This is a genomic window from Streptomyces gottesmaniae (assembly GCF_031845845.1).
In the GTDB taxonomy this organism is placed as follows: Bacteria; Actinomycetota; Actinomycetes; order Streptomycetales; family Streptomycetaceae; genus Streptomyces; species Streptomyces akebiae.
This window is the reverse complement of the sequence record NZ_JAVRFJ010000002.1, coordinates 150674-164691: the sequence shown is the minus strand read 5'-3', so window position 1 is coordinate 164691 and position 14018 is coordinate 150674. Positions and strand designations below refer to the sequence as shown.

8 protein-coding genes are annotated in these 14018 nt (G+C 71.5%); 5 read left to right on the top strand and 3 right to left on the bottom strand.

Annotation, left to right across the window (positions count from 1 at the left end):
* Nucleotides 1-241: 241 nt before the first annotated feature.
* Both typA and RM704_RS45435 read right to left on the bottom strand, forming a co-directional pair.
* On the bottom strand, nt 242-2149 hold the full coding sequence (typA, locus tag RM704_RS03185; protein WP_033525542.1) for a translational GTPase TypA: 1908 nt from the start codon (nt 2147-2149) through the stop codon (nt 242-244).
* Nucleotides 2150-2405: 256 nt separating this feature from the next.
* Nucleotides 2406-4691: an ABC transporter family substrate-binding protein gene (locus tag RM704_RS45435; RefSeq protein WP_033525543.1), complete on the bottom strand. Its 2286-nt coding sequence runs from the start codon at nt 4689-4691 to the stop codon at nt 2406-2408.
* Between the two features lie 378 nt (nt 4692-5069).
* Here RM704_RS45435 and RM704_RS03175 point away from each other — a divergent pair, with 378 nt between their 5' ends.
* The 5 genes from RM704_RS03175 to RM704_RS03155 all read left to right on the top strand — a co-directional run bounded on the left by RM704_RS03175 (nt 5070) and on the right by RM704_RS03155 (nt 10932).
* Entirely contained in the window at nt 5070-5360 is a 291-nt protein-coding gene (locus tag RM704_RS03175; RefSeq protein WP_033525544.1) for an Rv0250c family protein, read from the top strand.
* Between the two features lie 50 nt (nt 5361-5410).
* Nucleotides 5411-6247, top strand: coding sequence for a succinate dehydrogenase subunit SdhC (gene sdhC, locus RM704_RS03170; RefSeq protein ID WP_033525545.1), 837 nt, complete (start codon nt 5411-5413; stop codon nt 6245-6247).
* The gene (locus RM704_RS03165; RefSeq protein ID WP_033525546.1) at nt 6247-8235 is read left to right on the top strand and encodes a fumarate reductase/succinate dehydrogenase flavoprotein subunit; all 1989 of its coding nucleotides are present in this window, start codon (nt 6247-6249) and stop codon (nt 8233-8235) included. The genes sdhC and RM704_RS03165 overlap by 1 nt, the downstream gene beginning before the upstream one ends.
* Nucleotides 8236-8257: 22 nt before the next feature.
* The gene (locus RM704_RS03160) at nt 8258-9034 is read left to right on the top strand and encodes a succinate dehydrogenase/fumarate reductase iron-sulfur subunit (protein WP_033525547.1); all 777 of its coding nucleotides are present in this window, start codon (nt 8258-8260) and stop codon (nt 9032-9034) included.
* Nucleotides 9035-9165: 131 nt separating this feature from the next.
* Complete coding sequence (locus tag RM704_RS03155) at nt 9166-10932, top strand: hypothetical protein (protein ID WP_311589206.1); 1767 nt, start codon at nt 9166-9168, stop codon at nt 10930-10932.
* 60 nt (nt 10933-10992) lie between these two features.
* On the opposite strand, the gene RM704_RS03150 is transcribed toward RM704_RS03155, so the two are convergent.
* Complete coding sequence (locus RM704_RS03150; RefSeq protein WP_369015699.1) at nt 10993-13767, bottom strand: SpoIIE family protein phosphatase; 2775 nt, start codon at nt 13765-13767, stop codon at nt 10993-10995.
* Nucleotides 13768-14018 lie beyond the last annotated feature (251 nt).

Genomic DNA, 14018 nt, shown 5'->3' with positions numbered 1-14018 from the left:
TACTTGACGCTTCGACAGATGGCTCGGTGGCGCACCGGTGAGAAGTGCGGCCGCGCCAGTCTACACGCGTAGCGTCGTTCGGAGGAGCCCTGGGAACCGATCAACACCGGAGCCGGCACGACGGGCGACCACCAGCACGGCGGCGCGTGGTGCACCTGCCCGGTACGCGACCACGTCGCCACCGGACGCGACACGGTACCGGCCCCCGCAGAAGCGGGGACCGGACCGAGTCCGCGCTCCGTCAGCCGTGCTTGGCGCGGCTCGCGGCACGCGCGCGCTCACGGGCGTCCAGGTTGACCTTGCGAATGCGCACGGCCTCCGGGGTCACCTCGACACACTCGTCATCGCGGCAGAACTCCAGGGACTGCTCCAGGGAGAGCTTGCGCGGCGGGACGATCGCCTCGAACGAGTCGGCCGAGGAGGACCGCATGTTCGTGAGCTTCTTCTCCTTGGTGATGTTCACGTCCATGTCGTCGGAGCGCGAGTTCTCACCGACGATCATGCCCTCGTAGACCTCGGTACCTGGGTCGGTGAACAGCACGCCGCGCTCCTGGAGGTTCGTCATCGCGAACGCGGTGACGGCGCCGGAGCGGTCGGCGACGAGCGAGCCGTTGTTACGGGTCGTCAGCGTGCCGAACCACGGCTCGTGGCCCTCGTGGATGGAGTGGGCGATGCCCGTGCCGCGCGTGCCGGTCAGGAACTCCGTACGGAAGCCGATGAGGCCGCGGGACGGGACGACGAACTCCATGCGGACCCAGCCGGAGCCGTGGTTCGACATGTTGTCCATCCGGCCCTTGCGGACGCCCATGAGCTGCGTGACCGCGCCCATGTGCTCCTCGGGCACGTCGATCGTCATGCGCTCGACCGGCTCGTAGACCTTGCCGTCGACGATCTTGGTGACCACCTGCGGCTTGCCGATGGTCAGCTCGAAGCCCTCACGGCGCATCTGCTCGACCAGGATGGCCAGCGCCAGCTCACCGCGGCCCTGCACCTCCCAGGCGTCGGGACGCTCGGTGTCGAGGACCCGGAGGCTGACGTTACCGACCAGCTCACGGTCGAGGCGGTCCTTGACCTGGCGGGCGGTGACCTTGCGGTCCTTGACCGCGGCCTTGTTGTCCGCGCCCTTGCCGGTGCCGCCGCGGCCGACCAGCGGCGAGGTGTTCGTACCGATGGTCATCGAGATCGCCGGCTCGTCGACCGTGATCAACGGCAGCGCGATCGGGTTCTCGGTGTCGGCGAGGGTCTCACCGATCATGATGTCCGGGATACCGGCGACGGCGCAGATGTCACCGGGGCCGGCCACCTCGGCCGGCTTGCGGGTGAGCGCCTCGGTCATCATCAGCTCGGTGATGCGGACGTTGGCCATCGTGCCGTCACGCTTGATCCACGTGACGGTCTGACCCTTGCGCAGCTCGCCCTGCTCGACGCGGAGCAGCGCGATACGGCCGAGGAAGTTGTCGGCGTCCAGGTTGGTGACGTGCGCCTGGAGCGGGGCCTCCTCGTCGTACGACGGGGCCGGGACGTGCGACAGGATCGTGGAGAAGAACGGCTCCAGGCTGTTGCTGTCGGCCGGGACGGTGCCGTCCTCCGGCTTGGTCAGCGAGGCGACACCGTCACGCGCACACGCGTAGACGATGGGGAACTCGATCTGGTCCTCGTCGGCGTCGAGGTCGAGGAAGAGGTCGTAGGTCTCGTTGACGACCTCGTCGATGCGCGAGTCCGCGCGGTCCGTCTTGTTGATGCACAGGATGACCGGCAGGCGCTGCTGGAGCGCCTTGCGCAGCACGAATCGGGTCTGCGGCAGCGGGCCCTCGGAGGCGTCGACGAGCAGGACCACCGCGTCGACCATCGACAGACCGCGCTCGACCTCACCACCGAAGTCGGCGTGGCCGGGGGTGTCGATGATGTTGATGGTGATGACGTCGCCGCCATCCTTCGGGTGGTACTTCACCGCCGTGTTCTTGGCCAGGATCGTGATGCCCTTCTCACGCTCCAGGTCGTTCGAGTCCATCATGCGGTCGTCGAGCGACTCGGCGGCGTGCGCGGCGAAGGCACCGGCCTGCTTGAGCATGGCGTCTACCAAAGTCGTCTTACCGTGGTCTACGTGAGCGACGATGGCGACATTGCGAATGTCGTGGCGCGTGGCCATAGTGCGGCGATCTCCCGGGGTGTGTGGACGGCCCTCGCGTATGTCTCTCGTCACGCGGACCCTGCCGGGCTGGACACGCCACGGCCTCACCCCATGGTACGGGGCCGACGCAGCAAGGGCTCCCCCGGCTGCTCCGGCCCTGCCCAGACCCAGCTCAGACAGGCTCCGACGCGACTCGGGCCGCCCCATACGTCGGCCGCCGCCCCCTACGACACGGGGCGGCGGCCAGGGTCCTCGAGCTCGAGGGAGTGGTCCCCTACGTCGCCGTGGGCCGCGCCGGTCCCTTCGCGCCCTTCTTCAGGAAGCCCATGTCCTCGTAGATCGGGGTCTGGAAGCCGAAGGCACCCGCGTTCGCGAGGTCGGTGCGGGCGGCGACGAGCTGGGGCCGCTGGTAGAGGGGGATGGACCCGGCGGCGGCCCAGATGCGGGCGTCCGCCTTGCGGATCAAGGAGCGCGTCCTGGCCTCGTCGAGGGTGGAGACCGCCTGGTCGAAGAGCTGGTCGACCCGGTCGGTGCCGACGCGCGTGTAGTTCTGCTCGACACTCAGCGAGCCGTCGGCCGCGGGCACCGGCTTGGCGTAGATCGGCCGGGCGTCGGTGGCGGGGTACGCGGACGTCGGCCAGGAGTACAGCGCGAGGTCGTACTGCCCGTTCGCGATGTGGTCCTTGAAGTAGCTCTCGTCCGCGACCTTGGAGATCTCCGTACGGATCCCGACGCGCTCCAGCATCGCCGCGATCCGCCCGCCGACGGCCCGCAGCGACTCCGTGCCCGGCCCCGACGGCAGTACGAACCGCAGGGTCAACAGCTTGCCGTTCTTGGCGAGCGGACCCCTGGCGGCACCGGCGGGCGCCCGCGTCCCCTGCGGCGCGTACGCGCCGGGCGCGCCGCCCGGCTGGAACTGCCTGCCGTCCTGGGCGAGGTGCGCGCCCTCCTCGCCCTCCTTCTCGTAGGCGTCGCGGGGCTTGTCGTCCTGGCCGACGGTGTACGTGCTCTCATCCGCGGCGGAGCGGGATGCGCCGGAGCCGGGCTTGTCGGAGCCGGAGGCGGGCTTGTCGGAGCTGGGCTTGCCGGAGGTGGGCTTGCCGGAGCTGGGCTCGGCTGAGCCGGAGGCGTCCTTCGTCGCGGTCGTCTCCGCCTCCGCACCGGCCGCCTTCTCGCTCTCCGTGGGCTTGACGGGCTCCAGGGGGCCACCCTGCTCCCAGCCGGCGTCGGCGAGCAGGGCGCGCGCCTCGTCGGTGTCCTGACCGCCGAGAGCGCCGCTGCTGTCGGCGTAGGCGGCCTGGCCGGCGAGGGCGAGGTGGCTGCCCACAGGGACAGCGGGCAGGCCGAGGGGCTCCAGGACCAGGGCGGCGAGTTTCTCACGGTCGATCGCGCGGGCCACGGCGCGGCGGACCCGCTCGTCGGCGAGGGGGCCGTCGGAACCGTTCAGGGCGAGCTGGGTGAAGGCGGGTTCCAGGGAGCGGCGGACGGTGAAGCCGCGCAGGGCGGACTGCTGGGCGGTGTACGCGGCGATCGCCGCGCGCCGCTTCTTCCGTGCGCTGATCTCGTCTCCGGCGGCCTCCTCGTCCGAGCCGTGCGCGACGGCCCAGGAACGCAGCGCCTTCGCGGAGTCGCTCTGCGAGAGCGGCCCGGCGGCCCCCGCCTCCTTCTTGTCACGGGAGGCGAGCATGATCCGCTCGGCCTGGACCGAGTCGACCTCGGCGATGTCGATCTTGTCCTCGGCCAGCGCCTCGACCCGCTCGGTCCGCGGCACGGCCCGCAGCACCAGGGTGGAGAGCTTGGCGGTGCGGCCCCACCAGCGGGGGTTGCGGGTGAGCGTGACCGCGCCGCCCTTGCGGTCGATGTCCTTCAGCGCGAACGGCCCGGCGGTGACCTTGAGCTTCTTGCGGGCCCCGTCGTTGAAGGCGTCCGGGGTTCCCATCACCTGCTTCGGGTACAGCGGTGTGAACAGCGATTTCCAGTCGGCGTACGGGCGGGCGAAGGTGACCCGGACCTCCAGGTCGTTCTCGCCCCGCTCGATCTTCGCGATGCGTTCGTAGCCGGCGTTCCGGGCCGTCCAGTACGCGGAGTCCTTCCCGGACAGGGCCCGCCACTGCGCGGCGAAGTCGGCGGCGCCGATCTCCCGGCCGTCGCTCCAGACCGCCTGCTGGTTGAGCTTGTAGAGGACCACCTGCCGGGGCTCGTGCTCGACGACCTCCGCGGACTCCACGTAGTCGGAGTTGAGCTCGGGGCGTCCACTGGCGTCGAGGCGGTACATCGACGGCAGTACGGCGCCGGCGATCCGTGCGGTGGCCGGATCGGCGTCCGCCTGGAACGTGTTCAGCGTCTCCGGTACGGCGTCCACGGCCCAGCGGAGCGTGCCGCCGTCGGCGACCAGGTTCCGCGCGGCGGGCGCGATGTCCTGTCCGGCGACGGGCCTGCCCGCCGGGTCCTCCTCACCGCATCCGCTCAGCACGGGCATGGTGAGCACGCCGGCGACGAGGAACACCAGCGAGCGGCGCGGGGCGCGCGGTCGAACGCGGTCGTGGGGAATCGGCGTCATGGCGACCTCCTCGCTCCGCGGTGGGAGAACGGGGACGGGGGCGGCTCTGATCACGTTCGGCGGTATATGGAGCTGATCAGACGGATGCGGCCCACTGAAGAGGACGAGGTTCTCGCGGGGCCACCGACACGACGGGCGACACCCTGGAACCCACCCGTTCGGACGCGGGTCCCCCGGGAGAGGGCCGGTCGCATGGAGACTGAAGCCCCACGCGCCCGCACCCGACCGCCGACCCGTCCGGACCCCACCCCACCCCACCCCACCCGCGCAAAAGAAAGCCGCAGACCGCTTCCCACCGGCAGGTGTGACGCGCGACACTCGCAGGCGCATGAACGTTGCCGCCTTGGGGCCCACACCCCGTGAAAGCGAGGGCAAGTCATGTCCGTGCACGACGACTTGACGTCGGTCCGGCGCTGCCTGGACGAACTGACCCGGTCCGTACGTCGCCTGGAACAACAGCTCGGCGGCAGCGGCCTGGAGATACGCCGCGTCCGCACCGACGCCGACCACCTGCGCGAGAGCATCGCGCTGCTCGGCGAGGCCGCCCCCTCCCTGGCGAACCCGCGCCGCCCCGACCTCGTCCCCATCCCCGACACCCCGTACGACAGCTCCCTGTGGACGGACTCGGACGACGAGGGCCTCGGCTCCCGCGACCGCCGCGCCCCCTGACCGCCGTCGTCCGCCCACCCCCGACAACCAACCCGACCGGGAGTCCCCCGTTGGCCACTGGTACGGAACCACCGGCAACAGAACCCCTTCCACAGCGCGGCGGCGTGCGGACCCGTACGCGCGCCGCGATCTCCGCCCCGCACCTGCGCACCGACCGCTGGTGGCTGGCCCCCGCCGCCACCGCCGCCGGACTGCTCGCCTTCATCGTGTACTCGACCTGGCGGGCCTTCGCGGACGAGCACTACTACGCGGCCCCCTACGTCTCGCCGTTCTACTCGCCCTGCCTGGCGGAACGCTGCGAACCCATGCGGGGCGGCCCCAACTGGGAGATCTTCGGCGGCTGGTGGGGCATCTCACCGGCGATCATCATCCTGATCTTCCCGCTCGGCTTCCGCCTGACCTGCTACTACTACCGCAAGGCCTACTACCGCGGCTTCTGGGCCTCCCCGCCCGCCTGCGCCGTGGCCGAGCCGCACCAGAAGTACTCGGGCGAGACCCGCTTCCCGCTGATCCTGCAGAACCTGCACCGGTACTTCTTCTACGCCGCCCTGCTGGTCGCCGGCATCCTCACCTACGACACGGTCCTCGCCTTCCGCGACGAGAACTACGAGTGGGGCCACATGGGCCTCGGCACCCTCGTGTTCCTCGTCAACATCGTGCTGATCTGGGCGTACACCCTCTCCTGCCACTCCTGCCGGCACATCGTCGGCGGCAAGCTGAAGCACTTCTCCAGGCATCCCGTGCGCTACCGGATGTGGCAGTGGGTCGGCAAGCTGAACGCCCGTCACATGCAGCTCGCCTGGGCCTCGTTGGTGAGCGTGGCGCTCGCCGACTTCTACGTGTATCTGGTCGCGTCCGGCGCCTTCGACGATCCGAGGTTGTTCTGATGTCCGTGGTCGAGCGACAGGAGTGGGACGTCGTCGTGATCGGCGCCGGCGGCGCCGGGTTGCGCGCCGCGATCGAGGCCCGCGAGCGGGGCGCCCGTACGGCCGTGATCTGCAAGTCCCTGTTCGGCAAGGCGCACACGGTGATGGCCGAGGGCGGCATCGCGGCCGCCATGGGCAACGTCAACTCCGGTGACAATTGGCAGGTCCACTTCCGCGACACCATGCGCGGCGGCAAGTTCCTCAACCAGTGGCGGATGGCCGAGCTGCACGCCAAGGAGGCCCCCGACCGGGTCTGGGAACTGGAGACCTGGGGCGCCCTCTTCGACCGTACGAAGGACGGCCGGATCTCGCAGCGCAACTTCGGTGGCCACGAGTACCCGCGCCTCGCCCACGTCGGCGACCGTACGGGCCTGGAGCTGATCCGCACCCTCCAGCAGAAGATCGTCGCCCTCCAGCAGGAGGACCACAAGGAGACCGGTGACTACGAGTCCCGCCTGAAGGTCTTCCAGGAGTGCACGGTCACCCGGGTCCTCAAGGACGGCGACCGGGTCTCCGGGGCCTTCGCGTACGAGCGCGAGTCGGGGCGCTTCTTCGTGCTGGAGGCACCCGCCGTCGTCATCGCCACCGGGGGCATCGGCAAGTCCTTCAAGGTGACGTCGAACTCGTGGGAGTACACGGGCGACGGCCACGCCCTGGCGCTGCTCGCGGGCGCGCCGCTGCTGAACATGGAGTTCGTGCAGTTCCATCCGACGGGCATGGTCTGGCCGCCGTCGGTGAAGGGCATCCTCGTCACGGAGTCGGTGCGCGGTGACGGCGGGGTGCTCAGGAACTCCGAGGGCAAGCGGTTCATGTTCGACTACATCCCGGACGTCTTCAAGGAGAAGTACGCGGAGTCCGAGGAGGAGGGCGATCGCTGGTACGAGGACCCGGACCACAACCGGCGCCCGCCCGAACTGCTGCCGCGCGACGAGGTGGCGCGGGCCATCAACGCCGAGGTGAAGGCGGGCCGGGGCTCGCCGCACGGCGGGGTCTTCCTGGACGTGTCCACGCGGATGCCGGCGGAGACCATCCGGCGCCGACTGCCGTCCATGTACCACCAGTTCAAGGAGCTGGCGGACGTCGACATCACGGCGGAGGCGATGGAGGTCGGGCCGACCTGCCACTACGTGATGGGCGGGATCGCGGTCGAGTCGGACACGGCGGCCGCACGCGGGGTGCCGGGCCTGTTCGCGGCCGGTGAGGTGGCCGGCGGAATGCACGGCTCCAACCGGCTGGGCGGCAACTCCCTCTCCGACCTGCTGGTCTTCGGCCGCCGGGCGGGTCTGCACGCGGCCGAGTACGCGGCGGGCCTGGCCGGTGCGCGCCCTCCGGTGGACGACATCGAGGTCGACACGGCCGCCGCCGAGGCGCTGCGTCCGTTCTCCGCCGAGGGCCCGGCGCCCGGGCAGCCCGAGGCGGCGGGGGGTCGGCCGCCGGAGAACCCGTACACCCTGCACCAGGAACTCCAGCAGGCCATGAACGACCTGGTCGGCATCATCCGCCGCGAGGGCGAGATGGAACAGGCGCTGGAGAAGCTCGCCGATCTGCGGGGCCGGGCGCGCCGGGCGGGGGTCGAGGGGCACCGGCAGTTCAACCCCGGCTGGCACCTCGCCCTGGACCTGCGGAACATGCTGCTGGTCAGCGAGTGCGTGGCGAGGGCGGCGCTGGAGCGCACGGAGTCCCGGGGCGGCCACACCCGCGAGGACCATCCGGCGATGGACCGCGACTGGCGTCGGATCAATCTGCTCTGCCGGCTCACCGATCCGGCGGCCGGTCCCGTGCCCGATCCGGCGGCCGGTCCGGTACCCGCTCCGGCGGCCGGTGACGCCGTCGTCGGCCCGATCACCCTCACCCGTGAGACCACCGAAGCCATCCGTCCCGACCTGCTCGCCCTCTTCGACAAGGAGGAGCTGGTCAAGTACCTCGCCGAAGAGGAGCTGTACGAGTGAACAGCTACGAGGAGCCGCGGTCATGAGCGGTTACGAGGCCCGCTTCAAGGTGTGGCGCGGCGATGTCGAGGGCGGTGACCTGAAGGACTTCAGGGTCGAGGTGAACGAGGGCGAGGTGGTGCTCGACATCATCCACCGCCTCCAGGCGACCCAGGCCCCCGACCTCGCCGTCCGCTGGAACTGCAAGGCGGGCAAGTGCGGTTCGTGTTCGGCGGAGATCAACGGTCGTCCCCGGCTGATGTGCATGACCCGCATGTCGGTGTTCGAGCGGGACGAGACGATCACCGTGACACCGCTGCGCGCCTTCCCGGTGGTCCGTGACCTGGTCACGGACGTGGGATTCAACTACACCAAGGCGCGCGAGGTGCCGGCCTTCGTGGCGCCGGAGAAGCTCGGCCCGGGCGAGTACCGGATGATGCAGGAGGACGTGGACCGCCCGCAGGAGTTCCGGAAGTGCATCGAGTGCTTCCTCTGCCAGGACACCTGCCATGTCGTCCGTGACCACGAGGAGAACAAGCCCGCCTTCGCGGGCCCCCGGTTCCTGATGCGGGTCGCGGAACTGGACATGCACCCGCTGGACGCGGCCGAGGACACCGGCCTGGACCGCAAGAAGACGGCTCAGGACGAACACGGTCTCGGCTACTGCAACATCACCAAATGCTGCACCGAGGTGTGCCCGGAGGGCATCAAGATCACGGACAACGCGTTGATCCCCCTCAAGGAACGTGCCGTCGACCGCAAGTACGACCCGCTGGTGTGGCTGGGCTCGAAGATCAGGAGGCGCTCCTCGGCCGGGTGAGGTCCCGGGCGTGAGGTCCCGGGCGGTCCGTGGTGGCGGGCGGTCGGCACCCCGCCCGCCGCACACGGGCGGCTCCCCACCCCGGCCCACCCCGCTCGCGGGCGCCCGGCACCGGCCATACGCTCCCGAATGTGACGTCGCGTCTGAGCAGGAGCCGAGCGCGCGGGGCCACGTCCCACATAGCCGTGCGCGTGGCCCACACCGCGTTCGGGGGGCTCGTGGCCCTGGCGTGGCTCCTGCTGCCCACGGCGACGGAGACGGCCGCCGAGGGGCGCCCCAGGGGTCCGTACGACGCCGCCGAGGGGTCCGTGGTCAGGGTCATGGGACCGCCCGCCGGCGAGTGGCCCGCGGCCGCCGCCCCCGGCCGGCTCGTCGTGGCCCCGTCCGCCGACGGGATCGCGGCTCCGGCCGACGACAGCTCCGGCTCGGATCTGATCCTGCCGGTGGCCGCCGCGGGCGTGGCTGTCGCCGTCGCCGCGTACTCCCTCGTACGACGCAGGCGCCGCGCCCGGCTGCGCACGACCCCGACCGGCGTCTTCGACCCCCCTACGACCCCGCTGCCCGACCTGCGCCGCCGCGCCCGGCGCCTGCTCGTCGAGACCGACGACAGTGTCCGCACCAGCACCGAGGAACTCGGTTTCGCGGCGGCCCGGCCGGGGCGCGCCGATGCCGAGCCCCCTACAGCGGGTCCCCCCAGCCGCGGTGACGCGGACGAGCCGGGCACGGGGAAGCCGCACGCGGAGAAGTCGGATGTAGACGAGCCAGACCCGGACGTTGACGAACCGGACGTAGACGAGCCGGAGGTGGCGAGACCGACGCGGCCGCCCGGACCCGTCGGACCGCACGCGGCGACGCCGTTCGTGCTCGATCCGGCTCAGCCCTTCGCGGAGACGCCGGCGACGCGGGACGCGGTGCGCCCGTTCGTGGAGGCCCTGGCAGACGCGCGGGCTGAACTGGTGGCCGCGTTCGAGGCGGGCCGGCGGCTGGACGAGGCGAGCGCATCGCTGTCGCCCGAAGAGGAGCGCGCGCTGCTGGAGACGATCCTCACCCGGTGCACGACGGCGCAGCGGCGGCTCGACACGGCGACCCCGGCCTTCGACCAACTCCGGGCCCTGGAGTGGGACATCGCCCCCGCCCTGGAGTGCGCGGAGGCCCGCTTCCGTGAGCTGACCGGTCGTACGGCGAACGCGGCCCACATCCTCACCGACCTTCGCCACACCTACGCCCCCGCCGCCTCCCTCCCCGTCACGGGCCACGTCGAGCAGGCCAAGGACCGCCTGGTCTTCGCCACCACCGAACTGAACCGGGCCCGTCAGTCGGCCTACCCCGGTGACCTGGACACCGCGGCCGTGCACCTACGGGCGGCCGAGGGCGCGATCGACCAGGCGGACCTGTTCGTGACGGGCGTGGAGCGCCTCTCCGCCGAGCTGGCCCGCGCCACCGAGCTCGCGAAGCAGGGCGCTCCGTACACGGGCCCGTACGACGACCCCCTCGACGTCCTGCGCCGCCAGAGCCGCTGGTCCCTGCCGTCCCGCAGCGCCGTCGCGGCCGCGGCGGACTTCGTCACCACGCACCGGGCGGCGGTCGGCGTACGGGCCAGGACGCGGCTGTCGGAGGCGGAACGGCACCTGGCGCTCGACGACGACGCGGAGAACGGCGACCACGCCCGACGCGCGGACACCCTCGCCCAGGAGGCACGCCACCTGGCCGAGCAGGACGTACGGGCGTACGGCAACCCGTACGGCGGCCCCGGCGGCGACGGCCTCTCCGGCGCCCTCCTGGGCGGCATCATCCTCGGCGAGTCCCCGGACGGCACCGGCCGGGCAGACCTCCGAGGCCCCGCCTGCTACGGCGGAACCGCCACCCGGGCCCGCAGAGCGATGAGCGGCCAGTTCTGAGCGGCCGGGTCGCCCCGTGCCCTCGAAGGGGCGCGGGAAGCGCGGCGGCGACGCCCGCCCCTAGAACAGGCTCAGCAAGGCCTCCGCCGGATCCGTCAGCCCATGCTCGCCACCCGGCAACGGCAGTTCGAACCACACCGTCTTGCCGCGAGGTGTCCGGCGGGAGCCCCACGCGGCGGAGAGCAGCCCGACCAGCTGCAGCCCGCGTCCGCCCTCGTCCGTGTCCCGGGCACGACGCCGGCGCGGCTGCACGAGCCCGGCGTCCCACACCTCGCACACCAGCGTTCTGTCCAGCAGCAGCCGGAGCCGGATCTCGCCCTCGCCGTACCGCAGCGCGTTGGTGACCAGCTCGCTGACCAGGAGTTCCGCCGTGTCGACGAGCGGCTCCAGATCCCACGCCTGCAGCCGTCCGCGGGCGTACTCACGGGCGCGCCCCACGCTGCGCGGCTCACGCGGCAGGGTCCAGTCGCCGACGGAGTCCTCCGGCAGGCCCTGCACACGGGCCATCAGCAGCGCGATGTCGTCCTCGCCGTGGTGGGTGTCGAGGGTGTTGAGGACGTGGTCGCAGACGTCCTCCAGGGACCGCGGCGTGTCCGCGCGGAGCGTGGTCGGCGGCTGACCGGGGTCGGTGAGGGCGCCGACGAACGCCTGGAGGCCCTCGTCGAGCGGGTGGTCGCGGGATTCGACCAGTCCATCCGTGTAGAGCGCCAACAGTGCCCCTTCGGGCAGTTCGACCTCCACCTCCTCGAACGGCTCGCCGCCGACGCCGAGCGGCATGCCGGGCGGCACATCGAGCATCAGCGCGCTCTCGCCCGGCTCGACCAGCACCGGCGGCAGATGGCCGGCGTTGGCGAAGGTGCACCGGCGGGTCACCGAGTCGTAGACGGCGTAGACGCACGTCGCGAGGTAGACCTCGGAGAGGTCCTTGTCGCTGGGCCGGCTGGCGGCGGTGCGGGAGGCCGACTGGACGCCACCGGGGGTGCCGAGGCCACGGGCGATCTCGTCGAGCGCCGAGAGGACCTCGGCGGGCTCCAGGTCCAGCAGGGCCAACGTGCGAACTGCCGTGCGCAGTTCGCCCATCGCCACCGCTGCCCGCAGCCCGCGGCCCATCACGTCGCCGACGACGAGTGCCGTGCGGTGACCGGGAAGTTCGATGACGTCGAACCAGTCGCCGCCGACCTCGGTGGCCGCGTTGCCCGGCAGATAGCGGCAGGCGATGTCGAGCCCGGAGGCCTCGGGGTCGCCCGGCGGCAGCAGGGAGCGCTGCAGGATGAGGGCGCGTTCGTGTTCGCGGCGGTAGAGGCGGGCGTTGTCGATGCAGACGGCGGCGCGGGCGGCCAGCTCGACGGCGAGGCCCCGGTCGCGTTCCCCGAACGGCTCGCTGCCCTTGGTCCGGGAGAACTGCACGAGCCCGACGACGGTGTCGTGCGCGACCATCGGCACGGCGAGCGTCGACTGGATCAGGTTGCCCTCCTCGGGCACCTCCTGGGGGCGGGCGGTGCGCAGGGCGTCCGAGCAGGCCGAGTTGAACGGGTAGTGGTGGACGGCCCCGACGCGGACGGGGGCGGGTCCGCCGACGAACGGCGCGTCGGAGACGGCGCTGGCGAAGGCGACCCGGCGCAGCTCGGCGCTGCCGTCGGCGAGTCCGGGCGGGGTCTCGTCGCCCACCAGCAGGCCCTGGTAGAGGTCGACGGTCGCCAGGTCGCAGAAGCCGGGGACGACGACGTCGAGGAGTTCGCGGGCGGTGGTCTCCAGATCGAGGGAGTTGCCGATGCGCGAGCCCGCCTCGTTGAGGAGGGCGAGATTCCGCCGGGCCGCGGCGGCCTCGCGGGCGGCCGAGCGGCGGGCCGTGATGTCGATGGCGAGCCAGGCGATGCCGATGGGACGGCCGGTGCCGCTGTGCACGCGGTAGAGGTTGACGGACCAGTGACGGCGCTCCTCGGAGCCGGGCACGAAGCCCGTGATGTGCATGTCCGTGATCGAGTCGCCGGTCTCCATGACCCGGCGCAGGGTCGCCTCGACCCGTTCGGCCTCCGGGGACTGGAGATAGTCGTGGACGCCCCGGCCGCGGTGGTCGTCGACCTCGCCTCCGTAGATGGCGGCGAACCGCTGGTTGGCGCGCCTCACCCGGAGATCGGTGTCTATCAGAAGGAACCCGAAAGGAGATTGGCCGAAAATGGCCTGCGAAGCGGCAAGGTCGGTCTCTATCCGGCGCAGTGTCCGGACGTCCACGACGATGCACACGGCGGCCCGTTCACCGCCCTCCACGGTGGTGGGCATCACATAGACCTCGGCGAGCCCCTCCTCCCCACCGGGCTCCGGCACACGGAAGGGGACGACCCCGGTCCACTCCCGGCCGTCGAGGACCTCGGCCATCTTCCGCTGGCCCTCCGCACGCCGATCGGGGTCGACGAAGGTCTCGATGGGGTCCATCCCCACGGCCCGTTCCGCCGAGATACCGAACAACTGCTCGGCCCGCAGACTCCACTGGTCGACGAGTCCGTCCGGACCGATCGAGAACGAGGCGACCTTGATGTAGTCGTACATGGACCCGGGTGGGCTGGTCTGCCACATGGGGTCACCGACCCCGTGACCACCCAGGACACCCCTGCCACCGACGGATTCGCCCGCGCCGCCGACGGATCCGCCGGCGCCGGGGCCACGCGCGTCGGTGCGGCCGCCGCCGCTCGGCCCGTCGCCCGTACTGTCGCGTGCGGCGCCGCTGTCGCGAGTGGCTCCGCCCAGGCCGGAGCCGTCTGCGGCCTCGGGCCTCGCGCGGTCCGACGGGTTCCCTGACCCCGTGGACTTCGTGGCCTTCGCTGGTATCTCGCTCACGCGAACCGTCCCCTCCAGCTCACCGCGTCCGGCTTCGGTCACCAGGGGCGGCTGCCCGCAGTATCCAGCACTACGGCGCCGCGCAACACGGTGTTCACGATCACAGCACGGTCCCGATCGTTTTTGGACCGGCTGCGACATACTCCCAAGTCTTCTAACCAGGCGTTGCCCCCTCGAATCAAAGACTCCAGCCAGCGCTACTGGCTTGAACCAGTCGGTCGCACGCGCGCCCCCGGTAGCCGCCCCCTCCC